General features: G+C 71.9%; 13 protein-coding genes and 2 pseudogenes. 6 read left to right on the plus strand and 9 right to left on the minus strand.

Translation table 11 applies throughout. The features are described from left to right. Nucleotides 1-598 precede the first annotated feature (598 nt). Nucleotides 599-2,002: an isopeptide-forming domain-containing fimbrial protein gene (locus ACFF45_RS20725; RefSeq protein WP_381347906.1), complete on the plus strand. Its 1,404-nt coding sequence runs from the start codon at nucleotides 599-601 to the stop codon at nucleotides 2,000-2,002. Then, nucleotides 1,914-2,677 (plus strand): annotated as a pseudogene (locus ACFF45_RS20730) (DUF5753 domain-containing protein). Before ACFF45_RS20725 ends, ACFF45_RS20730 begins: the two are co-directional and overlap by 89 nt. Before the next feature lie 128 nt (nucleotides 2,678-2,805). On the opposite strand, the gene ACFF45_RS20735 reads toward ACFF45_RS20730, so the two are convergent. The 5 genes and pseudogenes from ACFF45_RS20735 to ACFF45_RS20755 all read right to left on the minus strand — a co-directional run bounded on the left by ACFF45_RS20735 (nucleotide 2,806) and on the right by ACFF45_RS20755 (nucleotide 8,335). Next, a complete protein-coding gene (locus ACFF45_RS20735) occupies nucleotides 2,806-3,681 on the minus strand; it encodes a hypothetical protein (protein WP_381347907.1) in 876 nt (291 codons plus the stop codon). Nucleotides 3,682-3,990: 309 nt separating this feature from the next. Next, nucleotides 3,991-4,077 (minus strand): annotated as a pseudogene (locus ACFF45_RS20740) (DUF397 domain-containing protein); the annotation flags it as partial. A 63-nt stretch (nucleotides 4,078-4,140) separates the two neighbouring features. Further along, nucleotides 4,141-5,304, minus strand: coding sequence for a zinc-binding dehydrogenase (locus ACFF45_RS20745; protein ID WP_381347908.1), 1,164 nt, complete (start codon nucleotides 5,302-5,304; stop codon nucleotides 4,141-4,143). Between the two features lie 5 nt (nucleotides 5,305-5,309). Next, a complete protein-coding gene (locus ACFF45_RS20750) occupies nucleotides 5,310-6,815 on the minus strand; it encodes a flavin-containing monooxygenase (RefSeq protein WP_381347909.1) in 1,506 nt (501 codons plus the stop codon). 179 nt (nucleotides 6,816-6,994) lie between these two features. Beyond that, nucleotides 6,995-8,335: an MFS transporter gene (locus ACFF45_RS20755; RefSeq protein WP_381347910.1), complete on the minus strand. Its 1,341-nt coding sequence runs from the start codon at nucleotides 8,333-8,335 to the stop codon at nucleotides 6,995-6,997. A 170-nt stretch (nucleotides 8,336-8,505) separates the two neighbouring features. On the opposite strand from ACFF45_RS20755, the gene ACFF45_RS20760 reads away from it, so the two are divergent. Then, nucleotides 8,506-9,729: a PucR family transcriptional regulator gene (locus ACFF45_RS20760; RefSeq protein ID WP_381347911.1), complete on the plus strand. Its 1,224-nt coding sequence runs from the start codon at nucleotides 8,506-8,508 to the stop codon at nucleotides 9,727-9,729. A gap of 114 nt (nucleotides 9,730-9,843) precedes the next feature. On the opposite strand, the gene ACFF45_RS20765 is transcribed toward ACFF45_RS20760, so the two are convergent. Both ACFF45_RS20765 and ACFF45_RS20770 read right to left on the minus strand, forming a co-directional pair. Beyond that, nucleotides 9,844-10,029, minus strand: a complete 186-nt coding sequence (locus ACFF45_RS20765) for a DUF397 domain-containing protein (protein WP_381347912.1) — start codon at nucleotides 10,027-10,029, stop codon at nucleotides 9,844-9,846. Continuing rightward, complete coding sequence (locus ACFF45_RS20770; protein ID WP_381347913.1) at nucleotides 10,026-10,898, minus strand: helix-turn-helix domain-containing protein; 873 nt, start codon at nucleotides 10,896-10,898, stop codon at nucleotides 10,026-10,028. Before ACFF45_RS20770 ends, ACFF45_RS20765 begins: the two co-directional genes overlap by 4 nt. Before the next feature lie 147 nt (nucleotides 10,899-11,045). Between ACFF45_RS20770 and ACFF45_RS20775 the strand changes: the two genes are divergently transcribed. Next, entirely contained in the window at nucleotides 11,046-11,516 is a 471-nt protein-coding gene (locus ACFF45_RS20775) for an ATP-binding protein (RefSeq protein ID WP_381347914.1), read from the plus strand. Between the two features lie 59 nt (nucleotides 11,517-11,575). Here the strand turns inward: ACFF45_RS20775 and ACFF45_RS20780 are convergent, their stop codons facing one another. Both ACFF45_RS20780 and ACFF45_RS20785 read right to left on the minus strand, forming a co-directional pair. Continuing rightward, complete coding sequence (locus ACFF45_RS20780; protein WP_381347915.1) at nucleotides 11,576-14,836, minus strand: tetratricopeptide repeat protein; 3,261 nt, start codon at nucleotides 14,834-14,836, stop codon at nucleotides 11,576-11,578. Beyond that, nucleotides 14,833-16,155, minus strand: a complete 1,323-nt coding sequence (locus tag ACFF45_RS20785) for a helix-turn-helix domain-containing protein (RefSeq protein WP_381347916.1) — start codon at nucleotides 16,153-16,155, stop codon at nucleotides 14,833-14,835. Before ACFF45_RS20785 ends, ACFF45_RS20780 begins: the two co-directional genes overlap by 4 nt. A 256-nt stretch (nucleotides 16,156-16,411) precedes the next feature. Between ACFF45_RS20785 and ACFF45_RS20790 the strand changes: the two genes are divergently transcribed. Further along, a complete protein-coding gene (locus ACFF45_RS20790; RefSeq protein WP_381347917.1) occupies nucleotides 16,412-17,428 on the plus strand; it encodes a hypothetical protein in 1,017 nt (338 codons plus the stop codon). 44 nt (nucleotides 17,429-17,472) lie between these two features. Beyond that, entirely contained in the window at nucleotides 17,473-17,979 is a 507-nt protein-coding gene (locus ACFF45_RS20795; RefSeq protein WP_381347918.1) for a hypothetical protein, read from the plus strand. Nucleotides 17,980-17,994: the final 15 nt, after the last annotated feature.

A 17,994-nucleotide genomic window follows, 5' to 3' on the forward strand; every position in this document is an offset into this window, starting at 1 on the left:
CCCGCTGGGCGTCCGACGCCGACCGTTGGGAGAAGCACCTCGGCCGAGCAGGTCCTCGCATCGCTCGGGCCCAGAGGTTCACGACACCGGGCGGGGCCACGACACCGGGCAGGCCCGCCGGCCCACCACTTCGCTGCTCGCCGCACGCGCCGGCTGTCGGCCGAGTACCCGGCCGAGGTTCCGGCGTGGCCGTCACACACCCCCATGCCGCAGGCGTTTCTGTCCAGCCGGAGCCACACCGTGCAGTCACGCCTGCCGGAGCGTCAACTCCGCAGACAGTCAGTTCACCCTGAGCGAGGGTGGGTGCGGGAGGTGCACCGGCGGTGGTCGGCCATAACGGGCCGGGCGGGAGAGTGCAGCGAGGCGTGTGTGATCGGAGAGGCTTGCCGACGGCGCCGTGCATGACGACGTGGCGCGGATTGCCCCGCCGCGGGTATCACAAACCTGCCTCGCGGGGTTGGCCGGACCCACTCGCCCATCACTTCACGTATCTCTCGCATCACGCTGTCCTTACGCGGTGTCTCGGCACCGCCACGGCGCGCAGCGTGCGGCCCGTCAGCGGTGCGTACCAGCAGCGACGCCCCTGAGGAGAAGAACCATGGCCACGCCTCCAGCTGCTCCGCTCCGTGTCACCCTGGTCAACGGCGGCTTCGAGGAACCCCCGGTGACCAATTACGAGGTCCTGCCGGACGCCTCACAGACGCAGGCGGCCAAACGGGTCCCGGGCTGGCTCACCACCGCCTCCGACCACATGATCGAGCTGTGGCGTTCGGGCTTCAACGGTGTGCCGGCAGCCGAGGGCACGCAGTTCGCCGAGCTCAACGCCAACCAGGTCTCCACGCTCTACCAGGACCTGCCGACGACGCCCGGTACGAGGCTGTACTGGCGGCTGTATCACCGTGGCCGCCAGGGGGAGGACACCATGGCGCTCGACATCGGCGCGCCAGGGTCCATGGTGGAGCAGAGGCGCTTCACCGACGGCAACACCGCCTGGGGTTACTACACCGGCACCTATACCGTTCCGGCGGGCCAGACGCTGACGCGCTTCGCCTTCCGTTCCATCTCCGCCGCCGGTGGCAACCGCGCCCTCGGCAACCTTCTGGACGGCATCTTCTTCGGTACCGCTCCCTACGTGCTGCTCGCCAAGACCGCGATTCCGGCGGGGCCGCTGGAGGTGGGCGACGTCGTCACCTACCGCATCACCGCCAAGAACGAGGGAGGCGGCGAGGCCGAGAACCTCGTCCTGACCGATGTCGTACCGGAGGGGACGACGTACCTGCCCGGGTCCCTGCGCATCGTCGACGGCCCGAACTCCGGAGCGAAGAGCGATGCCCGAGGTGATGACCACGCGTACTACGACGCCGCGGCGAACAAGGTCGTGTTCCATCTCGGCAACGGCGCTTCCGGCGTGGCAGGGGGCAGCCTGCCCAACACCGGGACCCAGCCTGCGGGGACCACGGTGGAATACCGGGTCACCATCGAACGGGCCAGCGGAGGCAAGCAGATCCAGAACACCGCCACCGCCTCCTACGAGAACCGGCTCGGCGACCGGCCGGAGCCGTTGACCTCCACCTCCAACGAGCAGGTCACGCAGGTCAAACCGGCTGCTGATCTGACCGTGACGAAGGCGGTCGACGAAACCACCGTCACCGTCGGCCAGACGGTGACCTACCGCATCGCCGTTCGCAACACGGGGCCGAACGGCGCCACCGGCGTCACCGTCACCGACCAGCTCCCCGACAACCTCACCTTCCTGTCCGCCGACGGCACATCCGGAAGCTACGACCCGGCCACCGGGCGGTGGGCGGTGGGCGACCTCGCCGACGGCGCCACCGCCACGCTCGTGCTGCGGGCCAAGGCCACCACAGCCGGCCTGATCAGCAACACCGCCACCGCCGCCGCCAACGAGAAGGATCCCGACACCACCGACAACACCGACACCGTCGCCGTCTGCGTCGAAACGGCCCCCTCCTGCTGCGACCCCTGCTCCGCCGAGAAGTAACCCTCGGGTGTGTGCCGGGCGGGCTGCTGTCACGACCCGCCCGGAACTCGCTGCCAGGCTGGCCGGATTCGAGTCGCACATCAGGTCATGGCGCCGAGCGCTGGCACACGGGTTCAAGCCCCTTCATGAGGGGCTGAGCGCCGAGATCGACCATGCCACCGGCATCTGGATCTGGGAAGAGTCGGTGATCGCCGGATTGGTGCAGACGCCGGAGTACGCCCGACATGTCATCCAGCGGTACTCGGCGCTGCTGGGCGGAGCAGACGATGTCGAGGCAGCCGTCCGCTCACGGGTGCAGCGCCAGGAATGGCTGTACCGGTCCGGGCACAAGCTGCACGTGTTGATGTGGGAGGCCGCGTTGCGGTCACTGATCTGCCCGCCCTCGGTGCTGGCGAGCCAGCTCGACCGCCTCAACGGCGTGATCGGCATGGACACGGTCGAGCTGGGTGTCATCCCCTTCACGGCACCGTCAAGATCGTCCCTGGCAACGGTTTCTGGGTGCTCGACGACCGACTGGTCGTCGCCGAGGACTGGCATGCCGAGCTGTGGCTGGACGACGCCGACAACATCACCCTGTACAAGAAGATCTGGAAGGCCCTCAGCGAGTCGGCGGTGTACGGGGCCGACGCCCACAACGTCATCGCATCGGCCCGCCGATCCCTGAACCCACGGTGATGGCGTTTCGGGCGTGCGTCCAGGACGAAACTCATCATGAGCAGGCGTGGCTCCAGCGCATGCGGACCCGCACCTCCGTTGAAGACGGAAGGCCGCTCCCCTGGGCAGTCAGGAGGACACTCGCAGCGTCAGGATGTGCGGTCCTCCAGCTTGAGGGCAGTGATGTCCGCGCCGTGTCGCTCAGCGTGTGCTGCGGCGAAAGGCTCGTCGTCTTCGACGACTTCACCGTCCACGACCTCCCCTTCCCTCACCCGGTGCGACGGGTCCGCCAGTGGCAGGCCGGCGAGGTGCTTCTTGAGCCTCTTGGCCATCGGGAGGTAGGTCGCCAAGGTGAGCCCACCAGAGACGGCAGCCCCTACGAGGGGGATGGCCTTCGACACGGTCGTCGCGAAGGACTGCGTCGTCATCTTGACACCGAGGTAGCCCGCGACCTTCTTCACCATGGGGTAGACGACCCCATGGGTGAGTGCCTTCTTGGGCAGCGTCTTGGCGACGTGCTCCGCCATCATTCCCGCGACTTTCCCCACCGCGGCGTTCGCCGACTGGGTGCCGAACATCACGCCGAAGAACAGCGTGAGCACGCCCTTGGTCGCGTCATCGACGTCATCGCCCTCGCCGGAGAACAGGTCGGGCCAGCTGTAGAGATAGGCGAGCTTCTGCGCGATGCGCAGCATGTGGCCGACGTACTGGGCCGTGTCGGCGGGCACCGTGGCGGGAAGGGCGAGGATGCCGGGTATCCCGGCGGCGGCCGAGAGGGCGCTGACTTTGGCGGTTTCGTAGCGGATGGAGTCGTTGGCGACCTTGTCGAGGAGTTCGACAGTGATGCCCGCCGCAGCGGGAGTCTCTTCTATCGCTCGCCGGATCTCGTCCTCGGAGCAGTGTCGAGCCAGCGCACTTCGGAGGTACGCCTCCCTGTGGATACGCACGCCCGGAAGCTTCGCTGCCGCCAGCAGCACCGTGAAGAAACGCGACTCCGCGTTCTCGACCTCTTTACCCTGCTTCATGGCAGGAACTTACAGTACCTCCGAGCTGCAAGGACCGGCATGCGTCAGCTCCGTTGAGACCTCGTTATGTGCGGGACGGTGGCGTGAGAGCCCACTCCACCACGATGACGATCGTCCCCCGGGGAAGGCGACCCCGGTCGTGAACCGAGCGCCTGTGGGCGGACGTGACTGCCATGGCCGCCTACGCCGACGCGGGCACCCGGCGGGCAAGGCGCAGGTGCTGCTGAAGGTGTGCCGTGGAGACGGGACGCGCAGGGCCCTCGGCAAGCACACGCCCGCCGGAGGGCCCTGCGATCGGCACCAAGTCTGTCAGCGTGCCGCGACGTCTACGAAGGCGGCCCACGCCGTGGGGTCTACGGCGAGTGCGGCACGGGTTATGTCCTTCGAGTAGCGGACGTGAGGGCCGGCCGGATCGCGCCGGTCCGTCGCACCGGCACAGGTGCTGGGCCGGGGTGTGGCTCAGCGGGGCAGGATCTGGTCCGTGGCGAGTCGGGGGTCGATGAGTATCTTGGCGTGGGTCTCGGGGTCGGCCAGGGCGGTGAAGGCGGTCTCGACTCCGGCCAGTCCCACCCGGCCGGTGACGAGGTGCGAGGCGTCGAGGGTGCCGTCGGCCAGGGCGTGGAGGGTGTCGCGGAATTCGAGCGGCGTGTAGCCGACGACGAACCGGAGGTCGAGTTCCTTGTTGACGGCGAGCGAGGGCCGGATCGCGTCGGCGCCCATGCAGACGCCCACGACGACGACGCGTGCGTGCAGGGGGGCTTCGGCGAGGATGCCGTCGAGCATGCCGGGGACGCCGACGCACTCGAAGACGACCGGGCGCTTCGGGCGGGTGGCACCGACCTTGTCCAGGGCACGCCAGGCGGTCCACCAGGGCAGGGGCAGCCTGGCCAGGCCTTCGAGGGCGTCGATGCCGGCGTTGTACTCGTCGGGCATCGTGGTCATGAAGCCGTGCCCGGCGGACGCCGTCTCCCAGGGGGAGTCGACGGCGGGGTCGACCACGACGTCGGCGCCGCACTTCGCCGCGAGCGCCCGGCGGCCCGCGGAGTAGTCGCTGGCGATCACGGTGCCGACGCCGCGGCTCTTCAGTACGGCGATCACCGCGAGGCCCACCGGTCCGCAGCCCAGGACGACCGCGACGTCCTTGCGGGTCACCTCACCCCGGTTGACGGCGTGCCAGGCCACGGCCATGGGTTCGGTGAGCGCGGCGGCGTCCGGGGACAGGCCGTTGGGCACCGGAAGGGTCAGTGCCTCCTGGACGACGACGTGTTCGGCGTAGCCGCCCGGGGCGTGCGCGGAGAGACCGATGCCGTCGACCTGCCGGCCGCGTCGTACCAGGGGCACGCTGACCACCGGCGTTCCGGGCTTGAGCCGCCCGGTGCCCCACGGCCCGTGGTCGACGACCTCGCCGTAGATCTCGTGGCCGAGGACCACGCTCTGGTCGGAGCGCAGGTAGCGCGGGTAACCGCACAGCTTCAGCACGTCCGCCAGCTCGTCCCCGTGGTGGCGGGCGTGCAGGTCCGAGCCGCAGATGCCGCACCGTTCGACCCGGACGAGCAGGTGGCCCGGACCGGGGCGCGGCGTCGGCAGGTCGGTGAGTTCCAGTCGCCCCTGCGTGAGGGCCACGGCCTTCACGAGGCGTCCAGGGCCGTGGCGGGCTGCCGGCCGGCGGCGCCCGGCCGGGTGGTCAGGTGGTAGGCGTCCGGTTTCCAGCGGACGGCCTGCCGGCGGTAGGTGAAGGTCCAGTCGGGGTAGATAGTGGCGTTGCGGCCGTTGGCGTCCTGGTAGAAGGTGCGGCAGCCGCCGGTCTCCCACACGGTGGTGGCCAGCTTCCGGTCGAGCCGGGCGTTGTAGGCGTCGTGCGCCCGCCGGTCCACCTCGATGGAGGTCGCGCCGGCGAGGTCGAGCGCGCGGACGGCGTTCTTCACGTGTTCCACCTGGGCTTCGATCATGTAGACCATCGAGCTGTGCCCGAGGCCGGAGTTGGGGCCGAGGAACATGAAGAAGTTCGGGAAGCCCGGCACGGACACACCGAGGTAGGCACGCGGGGAGCCCGCCCACACATCGCTCAGCAGTGCGCCGTCGCGACCGCGCACCTTGTCGGCGAAGGGGATGTCGGTGACGCGGAAGCCGGTGCCGAAGATGATGGTGTCGACCTCGCGTTCGGCACCGTCGGCGTCGATCACGCTGTGCTCGCGGATCTCGCGCAGGGCCTTGGGGACGAGTTCGACGTGCGGTTTCTGAAGGGCGGGATACCAGGTGTTGGACGGGACGACGCGTTTGCAGCCGAGGGTGAAGTCGGGGGTGAGGGCCCGGCGCAGCGCCGGGTCGGCCACCTGCCGCTCCAGGTGCTTGCGGGCGACGGTCTCCAGCAGCCGCATCAGCCGCGGCTGCTTGGCGAAGCCGAGCACCAGCAACTCCTTGGCGGCGTACGCCTTGGCGCGCTCGATCCGCTGCCGGCCGGGACGGGACCGGAACCGTGCCCGCTCGGCGTCGGTGATCGGCCGGTTGTCGTGCGGGGTGATCCACGGGGCACTGCGCTGGAAGACGTACAGCCGGCCGGTCCGGTCGGCGATCTCCGGGACGTACTGGATGGCGGAGGCGCCCGTGCCGATCGACGCGACCCGCTCGCCGGTCAGGTCGTGGTCGTGGTCCCACCGGGCCGAGTGCATGATCGTGCCGCGGAACCGGTCGATGCCGGGGACGTCGGGGAGCTTGGGCTCGGTGAGCGGGCCCACCGCGCTGACGAGTACCCGGGCCGTCCAGGGCCCCTCGCTCGTCGTGACGTGCCAGAGCTGCGCGTCCTCGTCCCAGCGGGCCGCCTCGACGCCGACACCGGTGCGCAGGTGCGGGCGCAGCCCGAACCGGTCGGCGCAGCGCCGCAGGTAGGCGTGGATCTCCGCCCGCGGCGAGTACGTGGAGGACCAGTCCGGGTTGGGCGCGAAGGAGAAGGAGTAGAGGTGGGACGGTACGTCGCACCGGCAGCCCGGATAGGTGTTCGCCTGCCACACGCCACCGACGTCGGGCGCGCGCTCCAGGATGACGAAGTCGGTGAACCTCGACTCCAGCAGGGCGTGCCCCAGGCCGATGCCCGAGAAGCCGCCGCCGACGACGAGCACCTGTGCGTGATGTGCCACGGTGTCCTTCCCTCGTGTGTCTGTCGTGCGTGTGTCTGTCGTGCGTGTGTCTGTCGTGCGTGTGTCTGTCGTGCGCGCGCCGGTCGTGCGCGCGCCGGTCGTGCGCGCGCCGGTCGTGCGCGCGCCGGTCACACGCGTGCCGGTCGTGTCTGCGCCGGTCGCGCCGATGTCCGCTCGTGTCATGCCGTGGTCTCGCGGGCGAGCATCGCGTCGCGGTCGGCCTCGACGAAGCGGGAGGTGAGCAGCATGCCGATCGCCGCGACGGCGAAGGCGAGGGGGACAGTGATCATCATCGCCGTCTGCAGTCCGTGCGCGGAGGCTTCGGAGGCGGACGCCGAGCCCGCGGCCAGGGAGTCGGACAGGGCACCGACGAAGACGGGTCCGGCCGCGCCTCCGAGGAGGTAGCCGATGGCGAACATCAGGCCCAGCGCGCCGGAACGGTGCTCGGGCCCGATGACGTCGGACACCGCGGGCACCGCCGCCGCGAGGTAGACGATGCCGAGCAGGTAGCCCAGGCTCAGGAACACCAGCAGCTGCCACAGGGCGTCCTGGCCCGCCGCGAGACCTCCGAGGGAGAAGACGGCCGCCCCGACGAGGCTGAGGGCGGCCACCCTGACCCGCGCCGCGGGAGATCTCCTCGCCGCCCTGTCCAGCACCCGGCCGCCCGCCAGCAGACCGACGAGCCCGGTGACGCCGACCACGACACCGCCGACGGCACCCGCGCTGACCAGACCGAGACCGTAGTAGCGCTGGAGGACGGGGGTGAGGAAGGTGCCGATGGCGTAGGCCGCGAAGTTGTAGCCGGCGAACGCGAGCAGCATCCCGTACAGGGAACGCACCCTCAGCAGCGACAGCAGGCTCTTCCGGCGGTCCCCGCGCGGGGCGGTGGCGTCCACGCGCGTCGGTTCGGCGGCGCCGCGCTCCGGCTCCCGCAGCCGCAGCACGAGGAATCCGACCACGAAGCCGGGCACGGCCGCGATCAGGAACGGCGCCCGCCAGCTGTCGAAGGCGACGGCGAGCCCGCCGGCGGTGAAGAAGGCCAGGAGCGTGCCGATCGGGAAGCCGAGCATGAACAGGGAGTGCGCGCGGGAGCGGCGCTCGCTCGGGTAGAGGTCCGACAACAGTGACCCGGTGGCCGGCGCGTAGCTGGACTCCCCCACGCCCACGCCCACCCGGGAGGCGAGGAAACCCCAGAAGCTGGTCAGCACGCCGCCTGCCGCCGTGGCCGCGCTCCACACGATCAGCCCCCAGCCCGCGACCGCCCTGCGCGCGGCCCGGTCGGCGAGGCGCCCCAGCGGGACGCCCGCGACGGCGGCGACGAGGACGAACGCGGAGGCGAGGACGCCGACCTCGGTGTCGCCGAGGCCGTACTCGTCCTTGATCGGCTCCAGTACGACCGAGGGCAGAGCACGGTCGTAGTAGTTGAGCAGGTTGCCGACGAAGAGCAACCCCAGTACGTAACCGGCCGACGAGCGTGAGGTCGTCAGTGTGCCTGGAGGCTTCGGACGCTGAAGAGCCACGGGAGAGATCCCTTCGCCGATGAAGAGGGCTCTGGATGGCACCCGGTACAAGGTCGCCGTGAGCTTCGGCACAGTGTGGACGCGTCGCATGCCGAGGGCTACGGAGACTCAGCCAAGGTCGGCGCACCGACTTTGTTCCCAGCGACAAAGGAGCGGCCTAAGGTGCGGCCATGGAGAACGAGACACCGATGGCGTGGCCCGTACGCCGGCGGATGCCGGACCTCACCACCCTCGACGAGCCGGCTCGCGCCAAGGTGACGGCCGCCGTCGAGCGGCTGCGCACGCTGCGCGAGGTGTTCGGGGACCGGTTTCTCGCACAGGCGCGCGAGCACGTTCCGGGCTACTCACCCCTGTCCGACGAGGAGATCCGGGCCTCCGCCCGGCGGTTCATGGACATCCTCCTCGCGGAACTCTCCTCCCTGCGCGTGCCCGACGCCGCGCTTCGCGAGGTCCTCGGCGAGTACGCCGCCGAACGCGTGGCCCGGGGCGTCCCGCTCGACGCCGTCTCCATCGGCTACCAGCTGGGCTCCCGCGAGATGCTCGCGCTGCTGGACCAGGTCGCCGCCGACGTGGACCTGCCGCCCGGACTCCTGCTCGCCGTGCATGACAGCACCTGGGAGTTCGCCAACGAGGCGGCGTCGGTGTTCGCCCGGGTGAAGCACCGGCTGGTCCTGGAACAGGCGCACTTCGACGCCGAGCGCCGGTCGGCCTACGCGGGCGGCGTACTCGGTGGCGCGTACCCGGCCGAGCGGATCAACCGCGACGCGGCCGTCTTCGGACTGGACCCCCAGGCGCACCATGTCGCCCTCGCCGCGAGGGCCGCGTCGGCGGCCGAGGCCGACGCGGTCCGTCGCGCCATCGCCCGCGCCGTGCACCTCCCCCCGGACCGCCTGCTGCTCGCACAGGTCGGCACGAGCCTGGGCTTCATCGCGTCGAAGCCGCCGGACGCCGTCGCCGGTCACCTCGTCGCGGTCGGTCCCGCGCTCCCGCTCGACCGGCTCGCCGACGGGTTCGACGAGGCGGTGCTGGTACTGGAGACCGCCGAGCGCTTCGGGATGTCAGGCATCGTACGGCTGCCCGACCTCGGGCCGCGCCCCCTCGTACTGGCCGGCGGGCGCACCGCCGCCGGTCTGGAGACGCGGCACATGACGGCACTGGACGAGGCGGGCCGTTCGCGCCACGAGATGGAGGAGACCGCACGGGTCTACCTGGAGTGCGACCAGCAGGCGTCGCAGGCCGCCCGGCGACTCGCGGTCCACCCCAACACCGTGCGCTACCGGGTCAGCCGCTTCCAGCACCTCACCGGCCTGGACCTGCGGTGCACGGAGGACCTGGTCACCGCGTGGTGGCTGCTGAACCGGCGGCGCACCGCACGGCAGCCACGTGAGGCCTGACGGGGGCCTCGTCTCCGCGGACGACCCGCGCGACACCGTCCCGACCGTGCGGCCGGGACGGGCCTGTCGACACACGTCTGCCCCTGACACCTGGCCAGGGGCAGACTCAGCGCCTCATCGGACAGCGAAGCCGACGAACGCCGTCCAGGCCGCCGCATCGACCGCGAGGCCCGCGCAAGTTATGTCCTTGGAGTCGCGCACGTGGACGACGTGAGGACAGACGGCGACCTCGACGCATTGCCCCCCGTCTCCGGTGCTGTAGCTGCTCTTGACCCAATCCAGTTCGGGCTCAACGCTCATGTCTCTCCCAGCAGCTTCTCTACGTATGCCAGTGACTCACTCGGCGTGAGGGCCTGCGCTCGAAGGATCCCGTAACGGGCCTCAAGCTCCCGGACCTTCGACTGCCCTGAGTAGAGGCGGCTGTCGCCTTGCACCTCCGCATAGGCGATCCTCCGCCCTTCAGGTGTATCGATCAAGGTGAACGGGCCACCCAGTGCGCCGTGATCCTCTCGACTGACCGGCATGACCTGGATTTCGACGTTCCGCATATGACCGATGAGCAGTACCTGCTCCAACTGGCCCCGGAGTACGTCCTTACCCCCGAGAGGCCTCTGGAGCACGCACTCTTCCAGGACGAAGCTCACCAGCGGCGAGGGCTTACGCGTAAAGATCTCCTGCCTCGCCAGACGTGCGCTCAACCCTTGCTCGATCCGGTCCTCGTCAAGCAGGGGGCGACGAACGGAGAACACTGCTCGGGCGTACTCCTCCGTCTGCAACAGGCCAGGTACGGCGTACATCTCGTACACGTGCAACCCAACCGCCTCCCCCTCCAACCGCGCCGCGTCCCGAAAGAACGCCGGATACTGAGCCCGAGCCACCTCCTCCTTCATCTCCTGGAGGACCCCGCCCGCGTCCAGCACCTCGTCCGCCTGGTCGATGAACCTCGGCGGCGGCACCCGGCGTCCCTGCTCGTACGCGGCGATGGTCGACACCGAATAGCCCGTCAGCGAGCCGAACTCGGGCCGCTCCATGCCCGCCCGTACCCGGAACCGCTTCAACTGCCGCCCGAAGACCCGCAGGACCCCGGAGCCGGCGTCCGATTCCGGATGCCGCCCCTCACCCTCGCCGCCACCGGACGCCTCCTCCACCAGCCCCGCCGGTTCACTCATCCCCGTACCACCTCCCTCGGCCAACGCACCCCCGCGCCGACCGTCACGCTCCGTCCCGCCCACACCCGCACACCGGCCACATACAGCAACCCTCCGTGTGCGCGCCGTATCTGGTCACGCTAGGGCGCCACCGGCACCGTGAGCCACATGAACAGCCCCATCTCCACCCACCGGGTGCACGCCCCCGGCGCCGACGCCGAAACCGCCCACCCCCTGCACGAGTTCGCGATGGCGTTCACCTCCTCCCCGCGCGGCGCCCGCCTCGCCCGCAGGCTGGTCTCCCACCGGCTCGACACGTGGGGACACCCGTACGGCGGCCGGGTCAACGACACCCTCACGCTGATCACCGCCGAGCTGGCCGCCAACGCCGTACGGCACGGGCATGTCGCCGGACGGGACTTCCACGTCCGGCTCACCCACGGCACCGACACCGTGCGCGTCGAGGTCACCGACACCCGAACCGAACGCACCCCTGTGCTCACCGATACGGAACCGCCCGGCGACGCGGAGTCCGGCCGGGGCCTGCTGATCGTCGCGGGGCTGGCGACCCGCTGGGCCGTCGCCCCGCGCGACGGCGCGCCCGGCAAGACGGTCTGGGCGGAACTGCGCCTGCCGTGAGACGCACACGCCCCGGGCCATCGGGAAAGCGCCGGTCCACCTCGTTGCGTCAGCCGTCGTCAGAGAGCGTCCCGGCGCTTCGTCGCCTCCGCGCGAATGCCGGGGGCGTCAGGGAGGCCGGCCCGTTCGTGCAGGATCGCCTGGGCGAACAGGGCACTGGTCAGGGCCGCTTCGTAGCGGCCCCCGAGCGCCGCGGCCTGCGCTCGCCGCAGCTCTACGGAGGCGTCGATGGCCTCGATCATTCGATCGGTGGCCCCTTCGACATGACTCGCCGCCGCCGCGCGGGTGTGCAGCACCCCCGCCAGCGACTCGACATGCGCCTGCTCGTCGAGATCCCCGAGCGAGTGGTAGACCGCCAGGGCGTCGGCGGCGGTCCGCTCGGCGTAGACCCACTGTTTCGCCCGCGCGAGCAGCGCCGCGAGATTGCCCAACGCGTGCGCGAGGTCCACCGGGCGGCCCTCCGGGTCGGACCGGCGGATACGGACCGCCTCGACCGCCGCCTCCAGTGCCTCCTTGATGTTGCCGGCCGCGCCGTGCCTGGCGGCCAGCGTGGTGAGCGCCACAGCCAGGCGCGGCCGGTAAACGCCGTGCAGGGTCTCGGCCAGGGGGCGGTGGGCCTGCACCGCCTCCACCGCGGAGGCCAACGCCTCGGGGTGGAGACCGTTCGCAGCCTGCACGATCGACAGGTTGACGAGTGCCGAAGCCAGCCGGACGCCGGGATTGGAGGCGTCCTGGGCACGGCCCGGATCCGTCTCGACGAGGCCGCGCAGCAGCTCCACCGCCTCCACCACGGGGGCGAGCGCCACCGCGGGCCGACCCGCCCTGACCAGCGCGGACGCCTGGTGGTTCAGGGCCTCGGCGTACTTGAGCAGGTGCGCGTCGGGGTTCTGGTCGGACAGGCGGCGCAGCACGGCCACGCAGCGCTCGGAGGCCGCGCACGCCCCGTCGAAGTCGCCGAAGCGTTCCCACTGGAGCGCCAGGTTACCGAGGGCGGTGGCCAGTTGCGCCTCGTACAGCACCGGGCGTGCGGCGGCGAGCTCTTCGAAGATCTGTACGGCCTCCTGGCCGGCCGCGAGGGCCTCGGCCCTGTGCCCCCGCTCGGCCAGGTCGGCGCCGAGGACGTCGAGCGAGAGCGCCAGCTCGGGCAGGTGGACGTCGCTCTGCCCGCACAGTTCCCTCCGCACCTCGACGGCGCGGCGGATCGTGCTCAGCCCGCGGTCCCGCTCACCCGTCTCGTCGAGCATGACGGCCAGGCCGTGCAGGGCCCGGCCGAGGTCGGCGAGATGTGTCTGACGGCTGTCCGCCACCAGCTGCTCGAAGAGCCCGGCCGCCTCCTCGGCCGCTTCCCGTGCCTCCCGGCGGCGCCCGCTGGTCTTGAGGTGGTAGGTGTAGCGCAGCAGCAGGCGGGCGGTGGTGGCCGGGTTGACGGACGCGTGCCGTTTGGCACTGCTCAGGGTCAGTTCGCTGGCGAGCACCGCCAGGTCCGCGAGAGCGACGCTCTCGTCGGGCAGATGGCCGAGGACCAGGCCCACGGTGTGGTCGTCGTCGTGCGCCTGGAGGCTGTCCAGCAGGGTCCGGGCGAAGGCGCGCGGGTTCTCCAGCTGGGGCGCGACCTCCATGCCCAGGGGGAGCATGCGGTCGATGTCGTGGGCGAGCAGCGCGGCGACGGCGCGGACGGCGACCGGGTGGCGCACGGCGGCGCGGCCGAGGACGGTCAGAGCCCGGCGGGCCTGGCCGTCGTCCAGCCCCGCCAGGGGGGCGGTGGCCACCTCGGGGAAGGAGGCCAGGACGTGCGAGACGTGTTCCTCGCCGAGCCGGTCGGGGCGCAGGGGGTGCAGTCCGGGGCCACCGTGGAGGACGGCCGAGGCCCAGCGCAGATGGCGGCGCAGGAACGACACGGACGCGCCCTCGAAGGTGGGGGTGCCCGACAGCAGGGCGAGCGCCCCCTCTTCGGTGCCGGCACCGAAGAGGGTCGCGACCGCGACGAGCGCGTCCGCGTGCAGCGAGGTGTCTTCGGGGAGCCCGTGGACCGCCAGCAGCCGTCTCCAGTACCGGCGTTCGTGGGCGAGTACCCGGGCCACCGGGTCGGCAGAAGCAGAAGCAGAAGCAGAAGTCGAAGGAGCGCTGTCCGGCGGCTCGTCCTGTTCGAGCAGCGCGACCATGGCGGCGGCGTGGACGTCCAGGATCCGGTCGTAGCGGGCGGTGCCCAGGTCGGCGGGGATCACCGCGGCCTCGGGGCGGGTACCGGCCAGGTGTGCCGAGAACTCCCGGGCCGCGCCGACGAACTCGGCCTGCCGCTGCGCCTCGGACGGCACCAGTGGGGCGAGGCGGTGCTCCGGCATGGCGGCGAACAGGACAGCGACTCGGTCGTCGGCGTACTCGGCGAGCGGGCGCTGCCATTCCCCGCCGGCCCGGCTGAGCAGCAGCAGCCGCAACGGTCCGGCGTCGGCGTCGCGGCGTACGCACTCGGCGGCCAGGACGAGCAGCTGCTCGGCGCGGGCCTCGGCATAGTCGAGGACCAGCAGCATGGGCGCGGTGCAGCGGGCCAGCACCGCGAGGTCGTCCGGCGCGCAGGACTCGTCGACGAACCCCGCCAGCCAGCCCCGCTCGGCGGCCTGCCGGCACAGGTGCAGGGCGAGACGCGTCTTGCCCTGGCCGCCGGGCCCGGTGACCAGACGTACGGCCGATCCCGCCGGTCCCGCGCACCAGGCGTGGAACTCCTCCTGCTCGGTCTCCCGGCCGTGGAAGGGGACGACGCCGTACTCGGCGCGCAGCAGCATGCTGGGGACGGGCTCGGGGGGCAGTTCCTCGGCGGGCAGCAGAACGCGGTGGGCGAAGGTCTGCGGGGTCAGCTCCGCGAGTTCCGCGAAGAGACGCTCCAGCCGCAGGCTCTGGTAGTGCATCCGCAGGTACTGGCAGCGTTCCAGCCTGGCGAGGTCGTCGGGCAGTTCGGCGGCCGAGGGCATCCGGATGCGCCGTCCCCGGTCGACCAGGACGGGAACGACGCTGATGTCGTGCTGGAAGGCGTAGGCGAGTTCGCGCCGGACCCAGTCCTCCGCCAGCTGGATCCGCGAGGTGCCATGGGCGTCGGTGACGGTCAGCCACTCCGGTCCGATCACGGCGATCAGGACGGAGGAGCGGGCGAGGCCCTCGGGGATGGCCTCGGTGAAGTCGGCGGACAACTGGATGGAACTGCTGGCGAAGAACACCTGCTCGTCGCCGAACCGGTCGGCCAGCAGGCGGTGCAGCAGCGCCGCCTCCGTCTCGCAGTCACCCACCCGGTAGTTGACGAAGATGCCGGTGGGCACAGGTGCGGTCATGCGGACGTACGCCGGGACGCGTGGCGGGTGACGACGGGCAGCAGCTCCGCGACGGCCGGATGCCGGCGGTGCCGCGACAGGGCCCGGACACAGCCGCGCAGATCGGTGCGCAGGGTGGCGGAGTCGAGGCCCGGCGCGACCGTGAGGACCTCGCGCAGCGTGGCGCAGGCGCGCTCGACGTCGCCGGCGCCGAGCGCGGCGAGCGCGACCCTGACCTCGAACCGGGCCCGCGCGCGGTGGGCGTGGGCCGGGATGCGCCGCGCCTCGGCGCCCAGCAGGCCGAGCGCCTCGTCGTGGTGGCCGAGCACCTGGAGGCACCAGCCTCTCGCCATGGCGGCGGGATCGGCGACGTGCCGGGTGCCGTAGTGACCGCTCCCCCGGCCGGCGGCGTAGGCGGTGCCGAGGGCAGCCCCGTCGCGCACCGGACTCGTGACCGGCCCCGGAGACGAGCCGTGGGACGCAGCCGTGACCGGACCCGCGGCCGGGTCGGAGAACGCCGGGGAGGAGAGCAGGCTGTACGCGTCGTCGAGCGCCCGGCGGCAGCGGAGGTCGTCGCCGCTGAGGGCGTGGCCCTGGGCCAGGCGCAGCAGCGCCCGCACCCGGGTGGCCGGGGAGGCCGGGAAGCCGGCCGCGGCGGAGGCGAGGTCGACCGTGGCGGCGCCGTCGTCGCAGTAGAGGGCGAGCAGCGAGCGCCGCAGGACGGCGTTGGCCTCGATGTCCGGTGAGCCGACGTGCCGGGCGAGGGAGGCCGTGGTGCGCGCCCAGCCGAGGGCGGACCGTTCGTCGTCGGCCTCCTGGCACATCCAGGCGATGAACTCCGCGTAGCGGCCCGCCAGGGACAGCAGGTGCCCTGCCTCGGGGGCGCGGGCGTGCGCCGCCATGCCGCGCAGGGCCCGCACCTGTGCGGCCGCGCTCTCCAGTACGGCCCCCGGGCCGGCGCTCTGCGCGGTCGCCCGCAGCCCGTCCAGGACGGTGGTCAGCGCCGCGATGACCGAAGCGGCCGCGCCGTCGGTCAAGGTGGCGGGTGGTGCGGGCAGGACGGTGTCGTCGGGTGCCGCCGCCGCGGGCGCCGAACCCGCGGCCCCGGCCGCGCCTCGCGCCGCGTCGCCGGGCCGGCCCGCGCCGAGCGCCGCGAGGAGACCGCCCCGGGCGCCCAGCGCCGCGTCACAACTCGCCGCCAGTTCCCGGGTCGGCGTGCGCAGGCCGTTCTCCACCTTGCTCAGGTGCCCCGCTGAGTAGTGCGTCCGGGCGGAGAGGTCCGACAAGGAGCACTGCTGTTCGCTCCGGTACCGGCGCAGTCGCGTGCCGAAGGATTCCACGGTGCGCTCCCAGGTGTTGCCCGTTGCCGAACGACAAGGCTAGCGGGCAACCCCTGGGCACGCGTCCGGTACCGGCCCATCCTGGGAGAACTGTCGATCACCGCTGCGGGTCGCCCGGGCAGGGCGGGAGCCTGCGGAGTGCCGGAAACCAGCCAACGGTGAGCACTGCCTTCACCACGGGAAAGGCGCAGGTCGTATGGGAACCGGAGCACGGACCGCGGGCACCGCCGCACCGGAGGGCGCTGGGGGGAACAGGATGCTCATCCGGGACCAGGACTACGTCTTACTGAAGGACGGCCGGATCCTGGCCGTCCACGGCCACTGCCACCCGGCCGGACACCTGGTCGGGGAACTGGCCTTCGTGCCGTCCACCGCGGGCGGGTACGCGATGTTCGGGTCGCGGTACCGCAAGGCGTACGTGGCGGACGGGCGGGGGATGTCCGAGAGCGAGCGGGAGCTGGTCCGTTTCCCGACGGGCACCTGCTTCGACCACGCGCACCCCTTCTCGGCGAAGTCGATCGTGCCGCTCTCCCAGGTGGACCTGCATCTGTCCGCTGCCGTCGACCCGCGCACCGACACGGTGCCCGGCTCCTTCCTGCGCCGCTACGCCGAGTCGCATCTCACCGAACTGGCCCGGATCCTGGGCGACACGCTGCCCGCCGGCCCGCTCGGACTCACGGGATCGGGCCGCCTGCTGCTCGGTGACCCCACCGTGCGGAGCATGCACGACTACGACGTGGTGTTCGACGTGGGCCCGGAGGCCGCCGTCCGTATCGCCCGGCGCCTGTCGGCCCACGGCCGCGCCCATCCCGAAGCCCGCCTGCGCGAGCACGGCAAGGACTGGCGGATCCGGCTGCGCACCCGCGCCGGCATCCTGTGCCCTTTCTTCCGCTACGAGGACCCCGCCGACGCGCCCCTCGCCGGCCTCGCCGCGGCCCGCACCCTGCTGCGGAACGTGACGGTGAGCGGCCGCGTGGTGGCGGACGCGCACGGCGCGTACCTGCCGACCCTGCTCGGCATCGTCCCCGAACAGGTGTCGGCCGCGCTGCCCGGTGAGGTGGCACGCCGACTCCCGGTCCTCGTCAGTCACCTGCGTGACCGCGGCGACTTCCACCGGGGCGACCGGGGCACGTTCACCGGGGATCTGTGCCACCTCAGCACCTCGGCGGGCGACTTGGTGGTCCTGTCGGTGGTGGACGGGGCGGACTCGCGGCTGGACGACCCGCCCTGGCGACTCCCCGGCCGCCCCGTGCCTCCGGCGGCCCGCCGATGACCCCGCTCTCCCCGGATCTGGCCGCGCGGGCCTGGCGGCAGGCCGTGGCCGACAGCTGGGGCGAGCGCTTCGGGGCGGTGGACGTGACGTGCGAACAGGTCGGCCTCCGTTCGCTCGGCAGCGTGATCGAACTGGTTGCGCCCGCCCCCTACACGTCGGCCCAGGCACTGCTGCGTGCGTTCGGCCGATCCGGTATCGCCCCGTACCTGCCCGTCCTCACCGGCCCGTGGCCGGGCGGCAGGCTGCTGCTCGGTCCGCTGGTCGAGCGTCACCCGGGCGGGTTGCTGATCCTCGACGGGGTCCATCGGTGTCTGGCCGCCCTCCGGCAGGGCCTGGACACCGTGTGGGTCTCGGTGCTCACCGCTGAGACCCATCCGCCTCCGGCGGGACCGCCCGTGCCGCTGGCCGAGGTGGCGCCTTCCGGCTCGGCGCGCACCCGGACCCCGTTGTTTCGGCACACTGGTAACCCCGATTTCCGACCGTCCGATGTCTTCCTGTCCCGGGCGCAGACCTCTGCCCGGCGGGAGATCGAACGCCTCCGCGGTCCCTAGGACGCGACCGTCCTC

Origin of the sequence: Streptomyces cinereospinus (genome assembly GCF_042430725.1) — a bacterium.
Taxonomy (GTDB): Bacteria; Actinomycetota; Actinomycetes; order Streptomycetales; family Streptomycetaceae; genus Streptomyces; species Streptomyces cinereospinus.